This window comes from Candidatus Contendobacter odensis Run_B_J11 (assembly GCF_000531125.1).
Lineage (GTDB): Bacteria > Pseudomonadota > Gammaproteobacteria > Competibacterales > Competibacteraceae > Contendibacter > Contendibacter odensensis.
The window spans coordinates 43470-64414 of the sequence record NZ_CBTK010000113.1; the positions used below are offsets into that span (position 1 = coordinate 43470).

General features: G+C 58.5%; 16 protein-coding genes and 1 tRNA gene. 4 read left to right on the forward strand and 13 right to left on the reverse strand.

Going from position 1 to position 20945, the window contains the following annotated elements:
• Positions 1-13: 13 nt before the first annotated feature.
• The 8 genes from bioC to gltB form a co-directional block, all read right to left on the reverse strand.
• Positions 14-916 (reverse strand): malonyl-ACP O-methyltransferase BioC, encoded by a 903-nt coding sequence (gene bioC, locus BN874_RS08875; RefSeq protein ID WP_034432168.1) that lies wholly within the window; start codon positions 914-916, stop codon positions 14-16.
• The gene (gene bioH, locus BN874_RS08880; protein ID WP_051497617.1) at positions 909-1709 is read right to left on the reverse strand and encodes a pimeloyl-ACP methyl ester esterase BioH; all 801 of its coding nucleotides are present in this window, start codon (positions 1707-1709) and stop codon (positions 909-911) included. Before bioH ends, bioC begins: the two co-directional genes overlap by 8 nt.
• Before the next feature lie 40 nt (positions 1710-1749).
• Positions 1750-2655: a transglutaminase family protein gene (locus BN874_RS08885; RefSeq protein ID WP_034432170.1), complete on the reverse strand. Its 906-nt coding sequence runs from the start codon at positions 2653-2655 to the stop codon at positions 1750-1752.
• Positions 2652-5204, reverse strand: coding sequence for a circularly permuted type 2 ATP-grasp protein (locus BN874_RS08890; RefSeq protein ID WP_051497618.1), 2553 nt, complete (start codon positions 5202-5204; stop codon positions 2652-2654). The genes BN874_RS08885 and BN874_RS08890 overlap by 4 nt, the downstream gene beginning before the upstream one ends.
• Positions 5205-5362: 158 nt before the next feature.
• Entirely contained in the window at positions 5363-5725 is a 363-nt protein-coding gene (locus BN874_RS08895; protein ID WP_034432171.1) for a Crp/Fnr family transcriptional regulator, read from the reverse strand.
• A gap of 217 nt (positions 5726-5942) precedes the next feature.
• The gene (locus BN874_RS08900) at positions 5943-6962 is read right to left on the reverse strand and encodes a DegV family protein (RefSeq protein WP_051497619.1); all 1020 of its coding nucleotides are present in this window, start codon (positions 6960-6962) and stop codon (positions 5943-5945) included.
• Between the two features lie 190 nt (positions 6963-7152).
• Positions 7153-8568 carry an FAD-dependent oxidoreductase gene (locus tag BN874_RS08905; protein ID WP_034432172.1) on the reverse strand — a complete coding sequence of 472 codons (1416 nt, stop codon included), beginning with the start codon at positions 8566-8568 and terminating at the stop codon, positions 7153-7155.
• Between the two features lie 74 nt (positions 8569-8642).
• Positions 8643-13106 carry a glutamate synthase large subunit gene (gene gltB, locus BN874_RS08910; RefSeq protein ID WP_034432175.1) on the reverse strand — a complete coding sequence of 1488 codons (4464 nt, stop codon included), beginning with the start codon at positions 13104-13106 and terminating at the stop codon, positions 8643-8645.
• Between the two features lie 317 nt (positions 13107-13423).
• On the opposite strand from gltB, the gene BN874_RS08915 reads away from it, so the two are divergent.
• Positions 13424-14026, forward strand: a complete 603-nt coding sequence (locus tag BN874_RS08915; RefSeq protein ID WP_051497620.1) for a hypothetical protein — start codon at positions 13424-13426, stop codon at positions 14024-14026.
• A 45-nt stretch (positions 14027-14071) separates the two neighbouring features.
• On the opposite strand, the gene BN874_RS08920 is transcribed toward BN874_RS08915, so the two are convergent.
• From BN874_RS08920 to BN874_RS08930, 3 genes are all read right to left on the reverse strand, one after another.
• Positions 14072-14159 (reverse strand) — tRNA-Ser (locus BN874_RS08920).
• A gap of 79 nt (positions 14160-14238) precedes the next feature.
• Positions 14239-15267: a sensor histidine kinase gene (locus BN874_RS08925; RefSeq protein ID WP_034432178.1), complete on the reverse strand. Its 1029-nt coding sequence runs from the start codon at positions 15265-15267 to the stop codon at positions 14239-14241.
• 75 nt (positions 15268-15342) lie between these two features.
• Entirely contained in the window at positions 15343-16389 is a 1047-nt protein-coding gene (locus tag BN874_RS08930; protein WP_195912145.1) for a GGDEF domain-containing protein, read from the reverse strand.
• A 266-nt stretch (positions 16390-16655) separates the two neighbouring features.
• On the opposite strand from BN874_RS08930, the gene BN874_RS08935 reads away from it, so the two are divergent.
• The 3 genes from BN874_RS08935 to BN874_RS08945 all read left to right on the forward strand — a co-directional run bounded on the left by BN874_RS08935 (position 16656) and on the right by BN874_RS08945 (position 18309).
• Positions 16656-17219: an NUDIX hydrolase gene (locus BN874_RS08935; RefSeq protein ID WP_034432180.1), complete on the forward strand. Its 564-nt coding sequence runs from the start codon at positions 16656-16658 to the stop codon at positions 17217-17219.
• Between the two features lie 92 nt (positions 17220-17311).
• On the forward strand, positions 17312-17512 hold the full coding sequence (locus tag BN874_RS08940) for a hypothetical protein (RefSeq protein ID WP_034432183.1): 201 nt from the start codon (positions 17312-17314) through the stop codon (positions 17510-17512).
• Positions 17513-17544: 32 nt separating this feature from the next.
• Positions 17545-18309 (forward strand): coiled-coil domain-containing protein, encoded by a 765-nt coding sequence (locus BN874_RS08945; protein ID WP_034432185.1) that lies wholly within the window; start codon positions 17545-17547, stop codon positions 18307-18309.
• A gap of 74 nt (positions 18310-18383) precedes the next feature.
• Here the strand turns inward: BN874_RS08945 and BN874_RS08950 are convergent, their stop codons facing one another.
• Complete coding sequence (locus BN874_RS08950; protein ID WP_034432187.1) at positions 18384-19547, reverse strand: 3-phosphoglycerate dehydrogenase family protein; 1164 nt, start codon at positions 19545-19547, stop codon at positions 18384-18386.
• Between the two features lie 77 nt (positions 19548-19624).
• On the reverse strand, positions 19625-20704 hold the full coding sequence (gene serC / locus BN874_RS08955) for a 3-phosphoserine/phosphohydroxythreonine transaminase (RefSeq protein ID WP_034432189.1): 1080 nt from the start codon (positions 20702-20704) through the stop codon (positions 19625-19627).
• Positions 20705-20945 lie beyond the last annotated feature (241 nt).

Sequence of the window (20945 nt, forward strand, 5' to 3'; positions counted from 1 at the left end):
CCCATAGTACGAGTCAACGGTTCTCCCGGCCATGGCGGTGCAGTTGCTCTAGCGGAAATACCGCCGCACCGTCTCCGCGTAGACGGGACCGATTCTGGATCGATCCCCAAGCATGGCCGTAGACCACCTCGCAACTGACGGGCAGCAGACCATCCGGGCGACGGAACAGTTCGTAGGCGGCCTGCATGGCCCGCAACCGGCCTTTGCCGGTCAGACCACGGGCGCGGCCAAAAGTGAAGTTGCCGGCACCCAGCGCTTTGAGATCGCGCATCAGTCCGCCTACATTCGAATAGGTCAGGGTCAACCGCTCGACATCCATCACCGGCTCGGCCAATCGCGCCCGCATCAATGCATCGCCGATGTCATGCATATCAAGGAAGGCGTTGATGTGATTGTAACCGTCGGCTGCTGCCCAACTGCGCCGTAACTCGATCAGGGTATCCGGTCCCAGCGTACTGAACAGCAACCCCCCCCCCGGCTTGAGTACCCGCTGAAATTCGGCAAACACCCGGTCAAGATCCAGGCACCAGGGCAGGGCGAAATGGGAAAAGACCAGATCGCAACTGGCCGACGGCAACGGCAGTGCTTCCGGCTCGGCCACTGCACCATGCAAAGTGCGCAGCCAGGGTGCCTGCTTGCAAGCCTTTTTCACCAGTGCTGGCGCTAAATCCAGCCCGATCACCCGTGCTTTCCGGTATTTTTTCATCAGCGCCGCAGTGATAGCACCGGTTCCGCAGCCGACATCCACAATCGTCTCTGGCTGACGTTTAATCAGGTTCAATCGCTCCAGCAGGCGGTTGCCGACCTCGCGATGCAGGAATGCGGCTTTGTCATAGCCGAGTGCCGCCCGTTCCAAAGCCCGCCGCAATAGTTTCCGATCCAAATCGAAGGGTGCTGCTTCATGATCATCACGCATCAAGAAATGCCCTGAGTTCGGCCAGAAATTCCGGCAAGTGGGAAAAGAACGGCGCATGACCGGCGCGGGGAAAAATGTGCAGGCGCGCATTCGGTAGCCATTGCTGGATCGCGGCGCCGGCAGCAGCAGGAACCAGTTGATCACGCTGCCCCATCAGCAGCAGGGTCGAGCAGACGATACGCGACAGTTCAGCACGCAGATCGGCCTGTTCCAGGATCGCCAGCCCGTCTTCCAACGCCGAGACATCCGGTTCGCCGTGCTGGAATAGCATCGTCTTGAGTTGATGTAACTGGGCGGTGGCGTGTTCGCTGCCATGGACTTCCAGCGCGATAAAACGCTTGAGCGTAGCCCGGTAGTTCTGGCGCAGTTCCTCGGCGAAGCGACGCAGCACCAGAGGAGCGATGCCGTGCGGCCAGTCCGGGCGCTGCATGAAGCAGGGCGTGCTATTGACCAGTACCAGTCGGTTGACGCGCTCCGGCGCGGTGATCGCGACCTGCTGAGCCACCAGCCCTCCCAGCGACCAGCCCACCCAAGTCGCCTGGGGCGGCGTGACCGCGCTCACGGCGGCGCATAAATCGGCCAGGGTATGACCGGTTTCCGACAGACGGCTGTAGCCGTGACCCGGCAGATCCAGCACCGTAACCCGGTAGTCCTCCAGCAGCGATTTCGCTACATCTTCCCAAACGCCAGCGTGCATGCCCCAGCCATGCAGCAGTACTATCTCCGGCCCGGAACCGACGGTGTGGCGATAAAGGGATGTTGGAGCAAGGCGGTCGCTGGAATCGTGGCACATGGCGGATTTAAGCAGGATTCAGGAACAACGGTTTCGGTTTCTAAGTCGGGTTGGCCGCTGGTTTTACCGCCGGCTCCGGGGCCACATCCACCGATACATCCAGCGAGTGGGTACCGCCCCCGGTCATCACCCCTTTCAATGGCGCGACATCACCGTAATCTCGCCCCCACGCCAAAGTGACGTGCTTTTCTCCCGGCATACAACCATTGGTCGGATCGAATTCCGCCCAGGCGGCGCCCGGTACATACACCGCCAGCCAGGCATGAGACGCATCGGCCCCCACCAGCCGGGGTTGGCCGGGTGGCGGCAAAGTTTCCAGATAACCGCTGACATAGCGCGCCGCCAATCCCAACGCCCGCAGACAAGCAATCGCCAGATGAGCAAAATCCTGACAGACGCCGCGCCGCTCGATCAGAACCTTGTTGAGCGGAGTAGCGACCGTGGTGAAATGCGGGTCGTAGGTAAATTCACGATTGATCCGCCGGTTCAAATCCGCAACCGCTTCCAGCAGAGGGCGGCCCGGCGGAAAACTCGGCTCGGCGTATTGCCGGAACTTGGCCTGAGCCACCACAAACGGTGAATCGAGTACGAATTGCCGAGCCTCGATAATGTCGGGGTCTTGCGCGTTCTGCAACACCCCGATCACCTGCTCCCACGATGGCGATGGACTGGAGGCGTTGAACGGGCGCGACTTCAATATCTCCACCTCGGTGGCAACCGTCACCACCAAGCGCTGATGAATATCCTGGATGGCGAAGTACAGCGCCCGGTTGCCGAAAAAATCCCACCGTTCGACGGAGAGCGCCGGGCGCGGTCGAATCTCGATCCGGCTGGGCTGGCAAAATTGCCAGGGAGTTTCCCGTGGCAACAACCGCGCTTCGTTGTGACACAACGCTACACCACTGCTGTAGCGGTACAGGGTGCGATGGGTGATGGTGTACTTCATGGCCGCATCGTGATCAGTTGCCGGGGGACTTCGGCATGACTGAAATGGCTATGGATCAGCGCATCGGATAGCGCCAGCAGCGGGCGGTTGAGCGCTTCCAGCAGCCGGGCCAGTTCGACACTGGAATGAGTGCTGTCCTGGGACAGGGTTGCCAGTGCCTCGATGTCGGCCAGTTGCAAAATAGTGGTGGCCTCCAGGATCAGCCGTTCCTCGGCGCTGCGATAGGGCGAACTGTTATTGGGTCGCTGCAAGCGCCTGATGTTGCGTTGCAGCCGCTGCAACTGATAGCCGATGGCGCGGGGATTGCCCTCATCAAAGAGCAGCAAATCGATGATTGCACGCGGATGCAGTGCGGAGCGGTAGCGACGCCGATAGGCGGTCAGATTATCGGTGATGGTGAGTACCACTTCCCACAGGGGCAACCCAGGATTACGGGCGGTGATGAAAGCAAGATTAAACAGGGTCATGGTGTGCAACACCCGCTCCAGATAACGCCCGATATCGAAGAACAGCCAGCCTTGATGGTGCGGCATGGTCTCGTTATTCAGACCGCAAAACGCCGTCACCAGCATCAAATCTTCTTCGAGCAATTCCCGCGCCTGCCGGGCACCCAACCCTGGCACCGGTTGCTGAATTTGCTGTTGAATCCGGTTCAGCAAGCGCCAGCCATCATCGCCCAGATGGTTGCGCACTGCCCGCCCGGTGCGCAACATATCACCAAAAATCGTATGCAGGCTGCCGGAATGATCCGATTCCACCACCAGGTTCAACAGCTTTTGCCGCAGGGTGAAAAAACGGGCGCGCGGTGATTCCGCCACCGGGGGCACTGGAATTTCCAGAGCTTCCAGCAGGTCGTCCAGACAGCGTTCATCGGTGTTGTCCTGCTCCCATTCCAGCAGTCGCCCGAACGCTTCCCGCAACAGCCGTGCGGTACTGTCCAGCCGCTCGCTGTAGCGACCCAGCCAGAACAGATTATCCGCCACCCGGCTAGGCAAGTCGCCCCCATCGCGGGTGACAAAGATGGGGCCGTAGCTTTGCCGTAGCAAGCTGACGTGTTTCTGTGGCGTCGGCGCGAGTACCCACCAGTCCTTGCTGATCCCGCCCTGTTGCAGTGCGGTTTGCAGGGTATCCAGTCCCGAAGAGACTCGCGCCAGGCCACCCGGCATCACCCGATAACCCTCTCCGTCAGCGACCGTAAAACCGCGCAGCATCACCGGTCGCGGTGTCAGCCGCCCATCTTCGAGTACTGGCGCGGTAGAAAGCGGTAACGATTCCTGGCCGACGAACAGGTGAGGGGTGGCCTGAATCCGATTCACCAGTTGGGCGCGAGCCGCCGCGTCCAGTCGGGCGACTTCCCAATGGGGTTGACCGGGCAGGATCGAACGAACTACCAATTGATCGAGGTTGTTCAACACATAACCACGCGCATCTGAAGCACCGCACCACCAGGTGGGTAGTGATGGCAGCATTAACGTCTCGCCTAGTAACTGCTGGCACAGCAGGGGCAGGAAAGCCGCCAGTCCGGGGTTTTCGGCGAGACCGCTGCCAATGGCATTAGCGATAGCGACATGGCCGCCCCGTGCTGCCTGCAACAGGCCGGGGATGCCCAGCAGCGAGTCGCCGCGCAGTTCCAGCGGATCGCAAAAGGCGTCAAACACCAGCCGCAGGATTACATCCACTGGTCGCAATCCCCCCAGCGTCTTCAGCCAGACCCGGCCATCGCGCACGACTAAGTCCTCGCCTTCCACCAGGCTGAGTGACAAATAATTTGCTAGATAGGCGTGCTCGAAATAAACCGGGCTGTTGGGGCCAGGCGTCAGCAATACCACATGCGGATCTTCAGGGTTATGACGGGCTAACCCCGCTAGAGTGGCGCGTTCGGTCTCCAGGAAGCTCGCCAATCGGCGCAGCGGCGCATCGCGATAAAGCATCGGCAATGCCCGAGCCAGGATGATGCGGTTCTCCAGCGTGTATCCGGCGCCAGAGGGCGACTGGCTGCGGTCGCAGTACACCCGAAATACCCCGTCTGGGCCGCGTGCGAGATCCACGCCGTGAAAAATCAGCCAGCGACTGCCGGTCGGAAGCGATTGGTGACAGGCATGGAGAAAGCCAGGGTAAGCGTAGATCAATTCTGGCGGCAACCAGCCTTGGCGAATCGTGGTGCGGGGTCCGTACAAATCCACCATCAGCGCATTCAACAACCGGGATCGTTGTTCCATCCCGGCAGCGAGACCGCTCCATTCCTCACCGGTCATCAACAGTGGGATAGGATCGACCAGCCAGTGTCGCTGAGCGTTACGCGAGTCGTCATAGGCGTTGTAAGTGACGCCGTCTTCCTGCAACAACCGCTGGACTTCGCTGTGACGACGATCCAGTTCCTCACCGCCGGTTTCGTCCAGGAATTGCATTAAATCCTGCCAGTGGGGGCGTAGCATTCCGGGCGACGAACACATCTCGTCGTAGCCATCGGTGGCGACGGGGTAGTCGCTCAATAGCGAGGCGCTAGGTAGGTTCAGAATGTTTTGACGGGCAACAGAAGTTTCGATCATGCATGTTTTCCTGGAGGCAGCCACTGCAACGCGAGTTGCCAAGCCGCACGGCCCGATCCGAAGCGTCTCTTGCCCGGTGAGGGACGGCGGGCTGCATCAAACCAGCAGTTCCACATGAGAAGTACGCGAATCCGGGTTCTGGGGGAACCGGGTGGACGCTAGTCTTGGAGGCGGGCATTGGCGCGACGCAGCCGGTCGGCCATTACTCGCATGACCTGGAGGGCGAACAGCGGAGTTCGCTGGATGAGAGTCAGGAAGTGTTGGCGGCTGACCCGTGTGAGCAGGCAGTCAGTGCGAGCGATGGCAGTGGCGCTGCGCGGTTTGTCATCGATCAGTGCAAACTCACCCAACATGCCGCCTGATCCCACCGTTTCGAGGGTTTGTCCACTCATCACAATATCCACTTGACCTTCAGCGACAATGTACAGGCTGTCGCCGAGGTCGCCTTCGTGGAAAATGATTTGGCCGACAGAGAAGGATTGGTATTCTTCAGGCTTGCTGAACAAATCCGGATTGTTCATGGAGCGGTTCCTCGTCGTGCCGGAGCAGTGTTCGCGTCCAGGTACACTCCCCGGTAGCTGTGGTGCTTTTTCGGCAGTTTAGCCCACTTTGCGAGGCCGTGATAGCGGCACTGCCCAAGCTCCCCCACCCGGTACTACCGGGGTATGCCACTCTCTTTTGCGTCGCCTTTTGCAATCCGGGTCAATCCTGAAGCCTTCTATTATTCCGTCTATTCCGTCAAATTGACCCTTCTTCCATAGCACTGGCCAAGGGATTGGGCGCTGGCTTAGCGTTCGCAGAGTTGGTGCCGCCAACAATGTTCAGCGGGGGGCCGGCGATGTAGGCTAGGGCGAATGCGCCCGGCCCGACATTGATTCCGCCGGCAGTACTCATGACCGAGAGCAGCACTTCGATTTTATGATCTCTGGCGTAGCGCTCGAAATCAATGAAGGCCCGCTTGTGGCGGATAATCTCAAGATCGCCGGCATAACTGGTATTGATGATCGGGGTTGCGAGACCTTGTTGGATAGCGTGGCGAACGATGTCGAACAGTTTGATCAGAGTGCGGTCGAAGCCTCGCTCCTTGTCAATCACCTGACTTTCACCCCGGTGAAAGTGGATGATGGGTTTGATGTCGAACAAGGCGCCGAAATGATACTTCAGCAGGCCGATGGTTTTCTCGCCCTTTTTACTGGCACGGTAGCGGATATAAAACAAGTCTTCTGGAACCAGATAGCCGTGAACGTGTTGGCTCAGTTGCTCGATATGAGGGCGCAGCGTGCCGAACAGAATGTCTTCTTCTTCGAGCAGGCGCATAGCTTCGTGAACCAGCACTCCTTCTCCGGTAAACAGGGTTTTGCTATCCAGCACCGATAGTTGAAACGATCCCGTCATGCCGGCTTGCTGTCGTTGTTCCCGATACTGGGTGCGGATGATCCGGGACGCCGCTTCGGCGTTTTCGTAGATTGGGCTGCGCGTCTGGGCGATGGTGATGACGAGAACCCGGTCGTATTTCAGCACCAGCTCTTCCATGAATAACGTCTTGATCTGCTCCACTGAAAACGGAGCGGTTTCGATATCCAGCGTCTTTTCGGCGAGGTACTTGCGATAGAAGGCTTGGGTGGCTTCCGGGTCGCGAGTATCCCGGAACAGGTCATAGCCGAAATGCAGGCTAATCGGCATGATGTGGAGGTTGTGATTCTGAATATAGGATTGCGGCAGGTCGCAAGCTGAGTCAATGACAACGCCGGTTCGCACAATAGTTTTACTCCTTAACGGTTTTCCTTGTTAAAGCGTAGCAAGCCCGGCGCGAAATGTTGGATTGCTTAACCGTAGAGTCATGGCTAATGCAGTCACGCGCTTTGAGCCTGGCGTATCAGTGCATCTCCCGCGTTAGCATGGATTCAGGTTTTTGCTAAAACGGAGGTGGCTGATCTGACATTGGTAATCATGAAACATCCAGGTAGTCCAGAATCCCCTCCGCAGCTTCCCGGCCCTCAAATACGGCGGTCACTACCAAATCGGAACCGCGCACCATATCGCCGCCAGCGAACACTTTGGGATTGCCGGTCTGGAATTTAAGCCGGTCGGTGGGTGAGGCTTTGACTCGGCCAGCAGCGTCCACGGCGATGCCAAATGCGGCGAACCACGGCGCTGGGTTGGGCCGGAACCCAAAGGCAATGATCACCCGGTCGGCGGGTAGAATCTCCTCGGAATCCGGCACGATTTCCGGGCTGCGCCGCCCACGGGCATCGGGCGCGCCGAGTTGAGTAGCGCACACTTTGACGCCTTCTACTCGACCATCACCCACAATCGCAACCGGCTGACGGTTCCAGACAAACTGTACTCCCTCTTCCTTGGCGTTAGCGACTTCACGCCGTGAGCCGGGCATGTTGGCCTCGTCGCGGCGGTAGGCGCAGGTCACGCTGGCCGCGCCTTGCCGAATCGCGGTGCGGTTGCAATCCATTGCGGTATCGCCGCCGCCCAGGATCACCACCCGCTGACCCTTCATATCAATAAAATCGTGCGGGTCACGCTCCAACCCCAGCAAGCGATTGACGTTGGCAATCAGATAAGGCAGCGCCTCGTACACGCTGGGCAAATCCTCACCGGGGAAATCGCCCTTCATTGCGGCATAGGTTCCCATGCCGAGAAACACCGCGTCGTAATCGTCCAGCAGGCTTTGAAAGGAAAGATCGCGGCCAATCTCGGTGTTCAGCACAAACTCAACGCCCATGCCTTCCATAATTTCGCGCCGGGTTTGCACGACTTCCTTTTCCAGCTTGAACGGTGGAATGCCAAAGGTCAGCAGCCCGCCAATCTGCGGATAGCGGTCAAATACCACTGGCTTGACGCCGTTACGCGCCAGGATGTCAGCGCAGCCCAAACCCGCCGGTCCGGCGCCAATGATCGCCACCCGCTTGCCAGTCGGGGTGACATGAGAAAGATCAGGACGCCAGCCTGCTCTTAGCGCCTCGTCGGTAATGTATTTTTCTATAGCTCCAATCGTCACTGCGCCGAAGCCGTCGTTCAGGGTACAGGCTTCTTCGCACAAGCGATCCTGTGGACAAATCCGCCCGCACACTTCCGGCAATGAATTGGTGCGATGGGATAACTCGGCGGCTTCAAACAGGTTGCCTTCGTCAATTAACTGCAACCAGTTGGGAATGTAGTTGTGAACCGGGCATTTCCATTCGCAATAGGGATTGCCGCAATGCAGACAGCGGCCCGATTGCACCGCAGCGGATGGGGCGTCGAACTGCCCATAAATTTCCTTGAACTGGATAACCCGCTCGCGGGCCGGGGTTTTTTCCGGGTCTTGGCGCGGCGTATCGAGAAACAACAGCGGTTTGGCTTTCGACATGGTTAAGACTCAATGGCTGGCTGGAGCAATCAAAAAAGGGCTGACGAAGCCGGATTTATGGCTTTGGAGGCTGATCATGCTGCTTCGCGTAACGCGACCAGCAGCGACTTGAGATCAGCCGCCTTCGGCTTCACCAGCCAGAACCGGCTGGCGTAATAGCGAAAATCGTCCAGAATCTCCTGGCCCCAGACGCTGCCGGTTTCGGCCACGTAGTCCTCCAGCAAATCCAGCAGATAGTTGCGTTGCAGCTCCATGTTTTCAGTGGCGATGCGGTGAATATCGATGAGTTCGTGGTTGTAGCGATCCACGAAGGCATTGTTTTCATCCAGCACGAAGGCAAAGCCGCCGGTCATGCCCGCGCCGAAGTTGACCCCGGTTTCACCGAGTACCACCACCACGCCGCCGGTCATGTATTCGCAGCCGTGATCGCCGACGCCTTCCACAATGGTTAAGGCCCCGGAGTTGCGTACTGCAAACCGTTCGCCTGCGGTGCCCGCTGCATACAAGGTGCCGCCGGTCGCGCCGTACAGGCAGGTATTGCCAATGATCGCGGTGCGATGGCCGTCAAACCGGCTGTTTTTCGGCGGGTAAACCACCAGCTTGCCGCCGGCCATGCCCTTGCCGACGTAATCGTTAGCGTCGCCTTCCAGATAAAGATGCAGCCCGCCTGCGTTCCACACCCCAAAGCTCTGACCTGCGGTGCCGGTCAGCCGCAGTTTGATCGGCGCGGTTTCCATCCCCAGATCGCCGTGGCGGCGGGCGATTTCGCCGGACAGTCGCGCCCCGATGGAACGATGGATATTTTTGACCGCGTACTGAAATTCGCCGCCGGTTTTAGCGGTGATCGCGGGGAGGGCGTCGCGCACCATCTGTTCAGCCAGATCGCCCTTGTCGAACGGCTCGTTACGCGGCTCGATGCAGAACTGTGGCCGTTCCAGCAGCAGGCCGGCGTCGGAAAGAATCGGCGTCAGGTCCAGACCGCCGTGTTTGCCGGTCGCGCCGGGCAGGATTTCCAGCAGGTCGGTGCGCCCGATCAAGTCCTCGAACTTGCGAACACCTAAACTCGCCATGATCTCCCGCGTTTCCTGGGCAACGAAACGGAAATAGTTCATCACTTTCTCGGCGGTGCCCTTGAAGTGATTCAGCCGCAGCACGTTGTTTTGGGTGGCGACGCCGGTGGCGCAGTTGTTGAGGTGACAGATCCGCAGATATTTACAACCCAACGCCACCATCGGCGCGGTGCCAAAGCCGAAGCTCTCCGCGCCCAGCATCGCCGCCTTGACCACATCCAGGCCGGTTTTCAACCCGCCGTCGGTCTGCAATCGCACCTTGTCGCGCAAGTTATTGATCCGCAGGGTCTGATGAGTTTCACTGAGACCTAATTCCCACGGACTGCCGGCGTATTTGACCGAGGTGAGCGGCGACGCGCCGGTGCCGCCGTCATAGCCAGAAATCGTGATCAGGTCGGCATACGCTTTAGCGACGCCCGCCGCAATCGTGCCCACGCCCGCTTCGGCCACCAGTTTGACCGACACCAGCGCCTGTGGATTGATCTGTTTCAAGTCGAAAATCAGTTGCGCCAGGTCTTCAATCGAATAAATGTCGTGATGCGGCGGCGGCGAGATCAGCGCTACACCCGGCTTGGAATAGCGCAACCGGGCGATCATGGCATTGACCTTGTCGCCGGGCAACTGCCCCCCTTCGCCGGGCTTAGCGCCTTGGGCGACTTTGATCTGCAACACTTCGGCGTTGACCAGATAAGCCGGGGTCACGCCAAAGCGACCGGAGGCCACTTGCTTAATCTTGGAACTCTTTTCGGTGCCGTAACGCACCGGGTCTTCGCCGCCCTCGCCGGAGTTAGAGCGTCCGCCCAATCGGTTCATGGCAGTCGCCAGCGCTTCATGCGCTTCCGGCGACAGTGCGCCCAACGACATTCCAGCCGAATCGAAACGCGGCAGAATGGCGGCCATCGGCTCTACTTCATCCAGCGGAATCGGCCCGCTCGCTGGTTTGAATCGGAACAGATCGCGCAAGGTCGCCACCGGGCGTTCGTTCACCTGCTTGGCGTAAATCTGATAGTCGCGGTATTCACCGCTGTTGACCGCCTGTTGCAGCGTCGCCACCACGTCGGGGTTATAGGCGTGGTATTCGCCGCCATGGATATATTTGAGCAGGCCACCGGTTTCAATCGGCCGCCGCCGTCGCCAGGCGCGCTCGGCTAATTGCACCTGTTCCGCTTCCAGATCGCTGAAGCGCGCGCCCTGAATTCGGCTTACAGTGTCCTTGAAGCAGAGCTTCACTACCTCGTCATGCAGACCGACAATCTCGAACAGTTGCGCGCCGCGATAACTGTTGATGGTGGAGATGCCCATCTTGGAGATGATTTTGTACAGCCCCTTATCAATGCCCTTGCGATAGTTCTCGACCAGCTTTGGGTAATCCTGGCGGGTGATTTCGCCGCTACGAATCAAGTCGTGCAGGCAGTCATAAGCCAGATAGGGATGAATCAGGGTTGCGCCGTAGCCCAGCAACACCGCGAAATGATGCGGATCGCGGGCGGTGGCGGTCTCGATGATCAGATTGGTTTCACAGCGCAAACCGTCGCGCACCAGCCGATGATGCACCGCACCCACCGCCAGCAGGGCGTGAATCGGCAGGGTATCGGGAGTAATAGCGCGGTCGGATAGCACCAGTACGGTCACACCGCCCCGCACTGCGGCCACCGCTTCATCGCACACCCACTCGATTGCGGTTTGCAAACCGTCGCTGACCGGGTAATGCAGTTCGATCCGGCGGTGCGGATAACGGCCGTCGGGATTGCTCAGCAACGCCCGCAAGCGACCCTCGGTCAACACCGGCGAGTTGACGGTCAGACGCGGCGCGTAGTCGGAACTTTCCTCGAACAGGCTGCATTCCGCGCCCAGACAGGTTTCCAGCGACATCACCACCGCCTCGCGCAGGGGATCAATCGGCGGGTTGGTGACCTGGGCGAACTGCTGACGGAAATAGTCATACAGCGAGCGCGGCTGACCGGACAACACCGCAAACGGGGTATCGTCGCCCATCGAGCCAATCGCTTCCTGTCCAGCCTCGGCCAGCACCCGCAACACCTGATCGCGCTCCTCAAACGTCACCCCGAACAGCTTTTGATAAGCGTTCAGGGCATCGGCGGACAGCGGTTCAGCGCTCGGCTCGTCCTTGTACAGCGAGCGCAAGCGCTGGACATGGCCGCGCAGCCAGCGCCGGTAGGGATGGCGGCTCTTGAGGTCATTGTCAATATCTGTCGGGGTGAGCAGGCGCCCGGTTTCGACATCCACCGCCAGCATTTCGCCTGGCCTCATCCGACCCTTGGCAACCACTTGATCAGGCGCGTAGTCGTAAACGCCGATTTCCGATGCAATGGTGAAATGGCGGTCGGCAGTGATAACGTAGCGTGCCGGGCGTAAGCCGTTACGATCCAGTACACAGCCAGCGTAGCGGCCATCGGTCAGCACGATGCCGGCCGGCCCATCCCACGGCTCCATGTGCATCGAGTTGTATTCATAAAAAGCCCGTAAATCCGGGTCCATGTGTTCAATATTCTGCCAAGCGGGCGGAATCAGCAGACGCATGGCGCGAAACAGATCCATGCCGCCCATGGTCAGCACTTCCAGCATGTTATCCAGCGAGCTGGAATCAGAGCCGGTCATATTCACCAGCGGGCGGAGTTGCGCCATATCCGGCAGCAGCCGGGTCGAAAACTTGTGGCTGCGCGCTTCGGTCCAGTTGCGGTTGCCGCGAATGGTGTTGATCTCGCCGTTGTGCGCCAGATAGCGAAATGGCTGCGCCAGCCACCACTGCGGCAGGGTATTGGTGGAAAAACGCTGATGGAACAGGCAGATGGAGGATTCCAGTCGCTGGTCATTCAGATCGCGGTAGAACACCGGCAGGTGAGCCGGCATCACCAGCCCTTTGTAGGAAATGACCCGGCTCGACAGCGACAGCACGTAATAGATCGGATCGCGCTCGCGGATGCGCAGGTTAGCGCGCCGGCGCGCCACGAACAGATGGCGTTCCAGCGCTTCCGGCAACAGGTTGGCCGGGGAGTTGACGAAGATTTGTTCAATGTGCGGCAGCGTTTTGCGCGATTCGCCGCCACACGCATCGGGATCAATCGGGACCACCCGCCAGCCCGCAACCGTCAGCCCTTCTTTTTCCAGTTCAGTGCGCAGATCAGCGCGGGCGGCATCGGCCAGCACCGTATTGCGGTTGAGAAACACCATACCGACCCCGTAATGCGCACCGAGCTTGATCTTGGCATCGGTGGCGACCCGGCGCAGGAAGGCATCGGGCTTGCGCATCAGCAGGCCACAACCATCGCCGGATTTGCCGTCGGCAGCGACTGCACCCCGGTGCGTCAGGCGCGCCAGAGCGTTGATGGAAGTTTGAACCAGCCAGTGGCTGGGGCGATTGTCCATCTGGGCGATCAAGCCAAAACCACAGCTATCCTTTTCAAATTCAGGGCGGTACAAGCCCTGCGAGGGAGGGGTTGGGTGCATCGGTCGCTCCGCTAAGGCAGGCAAACAACAAAGTTGGGCAGATCAGAGGGCTTTCAACGGATTTTCAAAATTGAGTATAACGCTGCAAGCGGGGAACGGGCAAACCTAAGATGATGATTACCGATTGAATTACAATGTTTTTCTGGACGTAAAATTGAACCACTCTGGTGCAGTCGATCCTGTTTTCGCAGGTAAATGATGCATGGACTACTACAGGACTCCACGACGAATCACTGAGATCGGCCTAAAATTACTGAAAATCGTGCAACAACCGCCCCCTTGGCGGCTCGTCTTTTTCTGACTGGAGATTAATGTTAATGAATGCGGACAGTTTGTCAGGTTCGAGTGCGCGGCATCCCGATCTGGACTGGAGCCAGATTCGGGAGACCATTCTCATGCTGGCGCTGGGCGTGGCTCAGATTGAGATTTCGATGCGCGACAGCGATGGGTCGGTGGAGGTGCTGAGCAATTCATTCACCTCCATGATTGGGCAAGTCAAAATGATCGAAAAAATCGCTGCTGCTCTGCCGGAAACAACGGACGTTGCGGACGCGAAAATGGCTATTGTCGGGAGTTGCGGCACCATTGGCGAGATGATGCGCGCCGCCATTATCGCTTTTCAGTTCTATGACAAACTGACTCAGCGCCTGAGCCACGTCAGCTCCAGCTTGGGGACGCTGGCGGATTTGGTCTCCGATTCGCGGCGGCTGTACAACCCTTACGAATGGCTGGGGATGCAGGAGAAAATCAAGTCCCGCTACACGATGGAAGAGGAACGCTTGATGTTCGAGGCGGTCATGCAGGGCAAGACCGTCAAGCAGGCACTGGCGATTTATATTCAGGCCATCGAGGATAAAAAGCAGAAGGCGACTAATAGCGGTGTTGCTGCTGCTGATGATGATGACATCGAGATGTTTTGAACCCATTCAGCGGTTCAGAATCAGTTTATTGCAGCAGTATTGGAGTGGCGGAGAGGGTGGGATTCGAACCCACGGACCCTTACGGATCAACGGTTTTCAAGACCGTCGCAATCGACCACTCTGCCACCTCTCCAGCGGGCTGGCATTGTAGCTGGCCTTCACTGCCCATGCCAGTGCCGTTGACATGGAAATTCCTCCGCGCCCGCCAGCGATCAATCCCGCACGGTGAGTGGGACGGTAAAGCTCACTTGGTAGTGAGCCGGGGTCTCGATGATTGCCAGCGGATCGGGAGTTGCGTAGGCCAGTTGCAACCGTTGCCGGATGTTGTCCTGCGCAATACGCTGGCCCGATCCATGAGATTCATCACGGGTGGCCGGTTGGGGATTGGCGACGGTGATCCGTAATGCGTCGGTGCGTTTTTCGATCTGGATGGTCAATATTCCGCCTGCCGGCAAGCATTGAATGCCATGCTGGATGGCGTTCTCGACCAGGGGTTGCAGCAGCAGGGCCGGGATCGGCAGATCAAGCGGCAGATCGGGATCCAGCCGCCAGGCTACCCGCAGCCGGTCGCCCAGACGCAAGCGCTCGATAGCAAGGTAGCGCCGGGTCAGTTCCAGTTCCTGGTGCAGGGTGATGGATTCGCGATGGGCCAGCGCCGAACGCAGCAGATCAGCCAGATCGAGTACTGCCTGCTCAGCCCGATCCGGCTGTCCAGGGATCAGGCTGGCGATGGTATTGAGGGTGTTGAACAGAAAATGCGGATGAATCCGTGCTTGCAAGGACTGTAAACGGGCGCGGGCTTCGGCTTGAATATTCTGTTGCCATTGGTGCTGAACGTAGAAGTAGCGCAGCGCCAACAACGTAATGATGCCACTGATGGCCTGCGGGGCAAGGATAGCGGGCAACCAATCGAGTGAGTGGGCGCCGAAGCCGGTATCAGTCGCCAGTCGTAGCGCTAACAGGGAACACAGCAGCGTAATCAGTTGGGCGATGCTGAAGGTAGCCACGGTCACGGCGGGAGGGTGTAAGCAGGCCAGCCAGCGCCGGCAACGGCACAACGTCGCTGCGACCATCAGCGCTACCCACTGCGTGAACAGCGACACCAAGGCCAGATCGGTCCAGAAATTTTCCAGGGTACGGCTGTTGGCGAGCGCCAGAACCAAGGCCAGTAACTCGATGATCAGCACGAGCAGAAAAACCGTGCGGTTATTGCAGAAGTCAGGCAAGAACCCGGTGATCATGCGGGGATCCCTGCTGGATTGTTGCGGATGGAGACGAGCAACGAGAGTGGGTTTCATTAGGGTGCGATGCCCGATTTACGGCAGGGTTCCAACGGCGGGTTGTCGAAACACCCGGTAGCGGCGTTCCACAAATAAACTGTTGCCACTGACGAGTTTCGCTTGATGTTTGGCCTCGGTCGCCAAGGTAGCGACATCATGATGCGAACGGCAATCATCGAGTTCAGGCTGGACCACCCCGACGGACAGGCTGAGCAGGGGAAAAAATTGTTCCTGGCCGCGCCGATCCAGCGCTTTGATTCCTCCCTGAAGCTGATCGATCGCGGTATAAAAGCGCGGAGCCATTCGGCCAAACTCCTTCAGAATTCGCTCACAACGCGGGCGCCAGTCGGTGCTCTCAAAGACCACGATAAAATCGTCACCGCCGATGTGACCGACGAAATCCCGTTCCGGGTCGGCATGGACGGACAGAATCTGTCCCACGCCCCGGATCACCTGATCGCCCTTCTGATAGCCGTATACATCGTTGAACGGCTTGAAGTGATCCAGATCGCAGTAGGCGACTGCGAACGACCGACGGGACTTGATCAGTTCCTCGATCCGATCCTGAATCGGTACGTTGCCCGGCAACAGGGTCAACGGATTGGCATAACGGGCATCTTGGATGCGCAGATCAGTAATCTTTTCCAGGAGGTGCATGGTCCAGCCCAGCCCGCTGTAGCAACCGTCGCGGGCGATGATAAAGGCGTGAGGATCGCTAAACCGATCCAGGCGTCCGGTTATCCGTCGGCTGGCGTGTTCGAGCGGTAATTCTTCTTCAATAATCAGCGGGTTCGGATCCATGAACAAGGTAGCCGGCTTTTTACCGTGCAGCTCCCGGCCAAAATTCGATAAAAAAATATCCATGAAATCCAGGCGGCGGATCAGACCAATGGGTTTTCCATCTCGAACGACCGGCAGATAGTACAGTTCTTTGTTCCGGCGCAGGATCGTGCCGACCGTGCCTACGGTTAGATCCGGAGCGATGCTGGGATTAGGCGTGACCAGACAGCTCACGGTTTTCGGCAATGGAGAAACAGGTGGAAGCAGCAAACCATCTTCAGGACAATCATGGGGTGAAGTCATACGAGGATAACCCATCCGAATAGAGTCGGAGAAAGCGTCTTCAGGTCAAGCGCGCCAAGCGAGGCGACTGAGGTAAAATTTGGATACCTTTGGGCCAATACGGAGCATATACGGCGATGATAACCGTAGTATGACCGCTCCATTGGCCCGGCTATTGCGCGCAATTCACTGGCAAATCAGAGAAGTTAGGGATAGGTGGCGTTCATGGTGAAAAGGCCAAATACTTCATTTCCAGCATCAAGTCCTCTCTCGAAGGAACCCACTGCATGAAATTCTGTAGCCAATGCGGCGCCCCAGTCGGCCTGAGTGTTCCTTCAGGTGACAATCGGCCTCGGCACGTTTGCGAAACCTGCGGCACGATTCACTATCAGAATCCGAAAATCGTCGCCGGCTGCATCCCCGAATGGCAGGGCCGGATTCTACTGTGCCGGCGGGCCATTGAACCGCGCTACGGTCTGTGGACCCTGCCCGCCGGATTCATGGAAAATGGGGAATCGGCGGTGGCGGCGGCGCTGCGCGAAGCATGGGAAGAAGCCCACGCCGTCGTTGAAAATCCGACGCTGTACGGCCTTTATTCGCTGACTCATGTCAGCCAGGTCTATCTGATGTTTCGCGGCCAGCTTAAGGATGGCGCCGCCAGTCCCGGCGAGGAAAGCCTGGAGGTGCGACTTTTCGCCGAGGACGAAATTCCCTGGGACGAATTGGCCTTCACCGTGGTTCGGGAAACCTTGAGTCAGTACTTCGCCGAACGCCGGAGCGGCGGATTCAGCCTGCATATCGGTGATATTATCCGTGAGTCGGATCACCAATTCCGGGTTAGAAACTACTGATGTAAAACCGGCGGCGACAGTCGGTTTGGGCATGGTCTATAGTTGCGGAGAACCAGGTTCCATCCATCATTCAAAACCGTGGAGGCATATTCATGAGACCTTATCTCGTCGTGGTAGAAGACCCCAGCTCCGATAAATTGCTTAACGTGGCCCTGATTCAGGCTGAGAACGAACAGCAGGCCGAAAGCAAGGCTCAGCAATTATTTCCCAAGCTGCCCAATGAGGATTTGTGCGTGTATGACATCCACGAGCTGAACCATGATTGCCCCGACGGTTGGACTTACCTGGACTAAACTGACCAGCCGCACCCCCGGAGATTCACGGCGTGGAGACCCCAATCCCTGAAGGCGAAGACGGTACGCTCATCGGCGCATCGTATGTGCTGAAGGAAGAAGAGCAACTGGCGCAAATCTGGAGCGCCCAGGATCGGATCAGGCATGAGCGTAGATCGCGGGAGACCAGGGAGATCATCGGAGGTCTGCGCCAGCACCTCGAACAGTTGCGCGCCCAGACCGACACCCTCTGGGAGCGGTTCGTTACCCTGACGCTGGAGCGGATTCTGTCCGATCAGCTTCGTGAGTTTCTCGACGAGGTTGAGACCGAAGTTCACGATCTGAGCCAGGGACTGGTGGAAGCCGATTGTGAGATTGATCGGCTGCGGGCGGATATTCAGGAACGGCGGCGCGGGCTGGAAGAGCGGTTAGCCCTGCTGGAACCGTTGGCGCATCGAACCTCTACCCAGAATCATCTGGGCATGATGTTGTCACGGGTGGAAGGGCTGGAGGCCTATTTACTGGGCAAGAAGGATGTAACGCCGGAAGCCTACGAGATGCATTACAAGCGTCATACGACCGCGCCGGGCGACCTTCTGTATCTGCGGATCCGCCTGCTGACGACCCGGGTCGCCATTACCGCCGCCAATTACAGCCGACAACTCAGCGAACTGGCCTTTGAACTGACCGCGCTGCTGCCTGAAATCGAGCGCCTCAAAACCGACATGGCTACGCTGATGACTCGGGTTGAGTGCGTAAGCGATTTATCCCGCTATTGGCTGGCGTATCTCGACATCGCCACCACAAAAACTGCCTGAGCGTCGCATCCAACATCTGAAAACCCAGCGGTTCCCCTCCCGTCAACCGGGAAGGGAAGTTTATTGATAGCTGCCTACAACGCTCGCACGCTCAATACACCCTGCACATCAGCGATCTGCGCCACTACCTCAGAGGTTACCGGCGCGGCGGTATCCACCACAGTGCAGGCAATCTCGCCCCGCGACTTGTTCAACAAATCCAGAATGTTGATACCGGCGGTGGAAATCGCCTTGGAAATCCGCTCGATCATGTGCGGGACGTTGGCGTTCACGATGACCAGACGCGGCCCGCCGTTGCGCGGCATCGCCACTTCCGGGAAGTTGACGGAGTTGTGAACCGTGCCGTTTTCCAGATACTCGCGCACTTGGTCGGCCACCATGATCGCACAATTGTCCTCAGCCTCGGCGGTGGACGCACCCAGATGCGGCAGCATGATGACTCGTGGATGATCCTTGAGCCGGTTGGTGGGGAAATCGCAAACGTAGGTCCTGAGCTTGCCGGCCTGCAACGCCTCGAATAATGCCTCTTCGTCTGCTACGCCCTCACGCGAGAAATTCAGCAGGGTTAAACCGGCTTTGCTGTGCTTGAGCAATTGCGCGTTGATCAACTGGCGGGTGGCGTCATTCAGCGGGACATGCAAAGTGATGAAATCGGCCTGCGCGGCCATCTCGTTGACGCTCAACACCTGCTCGACCTGTGAGGAAAGCTGCCAGGCGTTGCTGACGGTGATGTGCGGGTCATAGCCGATCACCCGCATCCCCAGCGCACGGGCGGCATTGGCGACCTTGACCCCAATCGCACCCAGCCCGATCACGCCCAAGGTACGGTTGGGCAGTTCAATGCCGACAAACTGTTTCTTGCCGGACTCGACCTGCTTGGACAATTCAGCGTCAGTGCCCTGGAGCTTGCGGGTGTAATCCCAGGCCGGACAGATGTTGCGCGCAGCCATTAACATGCCAGCGATCACCAGTTCCTTAACTGCATTGGCGTTGGCGCCGGGCGCGTTGAACACGCAAATGCCCTTGGCGGTCATCGCTGTCACCGGGATATTGTTGACGCCCGCGCCGGCGCGGCCCACCGCCTTGAGGCTGGCCGGAACCGGCCAGTCGTGCATGGCGTAGGAACGCAGCAGTACCGCATCGGGATTCTGGATTTCGGAAGCGATCTCATAGCAGTCGCGAGGCAGGCGTTCCAGACCGGAAACGCTGATGTTGTTGAGAGTAAGGATTTTGTACATGACGGGTTAACCACGGGCCTGAAAAAAGAAACACCCCGGACGCAAACGTCCAGGGCGGGATTTGCGGGGAAAAGTCTTTAGCCGTGCCGCTTCTGGAAATCGGCCATGAAGTCCACCAGCGCCTTGACCCCGGCCAGTGGCACTGCATTGTAGATGCTGGCGCGCATCCCGCCGACCGAGCGGTGGCCGGCCAGAGTCAGCAGACCCGCAGTTTTGGCCTCGGCCAGGAACGGCTTATCTAGCGCTTCATCGGGCAGGGTGAACGGTACGTTCATCCACGAGCGGTAGGCAGGATCGACCGGATTCTTGTAGAAACCGGATTCATCAATGGTTCGGTACAGCAGTTCGGCCTTGGCGCGGTTGCATTCTCCAATCACCGCCAATCCACCCTGCGTTTTCAGCCACTGAAACACCAGCCCCGCGATGTACCAGGCATAGGTCGGCGGGGTGTTGTACATCGACCCTTCCTTAGCCATGACCGCATAGTCGAGCATAGTCGGCGTGCCGGCGATGGTCTGGCCGATCAAATCCTCGCGGACAATAACAATGGTCAGACCGGCGGGGCCAATGTTCTTCTGTGCGCCGGCGTAGATGACGCCGAATTTGCTGACATCCAGCGGACGCGACAACAAGGTAGACGACAGGTCCGCCGCCAGCGGTACCGCCACATCAGGAACCGTGTGCATCTCGACGCCGTTGATGGTCTCGTTCGGCGTGTAGTGCAGATAGGCGGCTTCGGGGTCGCATTTCCAGGTCTCGCGGGCCGGGACGGTGGTAAAGTTACCCGCCTCGGAACTGGCGACCACATTGACCTGAGCGTATTTCCTGGCCTCGGAGATGGCTTTTTTCGACCACATGCCGGTGTTGAGATAATCCGCCTTGGTCTTGCCGCGCAGCAGATTCATCGGAATCGCAGCGAACTGGCTGGACGCGCCGCCTTGTAGAAACAGCATCTTGTAATTAGCGGGGATGTTCATCAGCTCGCGCAGGTCGGCCTCGGCCTGTTCGGCGATGGCGACGAACTCCTTGCCGCGATGACTCATTTCCATCACCGCCATGCCGGAACCGCGCCAATCCAGCATCTCGGCCTTGGCCTGTTCCAGAACCGCCTCGGGCAACATGGCGGGACCCGCACTGAAGTTATAAGGACGTGGCATTCGGGTATTCCTCGGTTTTAATTCACCCGCAGGGAATGTGCAGGTGAAAAATTAAAGACGCAGTGTAAAAATGCGGCGCATTTTAGCAGCTTCCTATCGGGATCGCTGCGTTTCCCACGGCGTTCGCACCAGTCGGGTGATCCGGGTTGTAAGCGATTGGAGCGATTACAACTTAAGGGGGGTGTGTCAAAATGCGGGAAAGATCACGCGCTAAACCAGGACGCCGGATGAAATGACATGA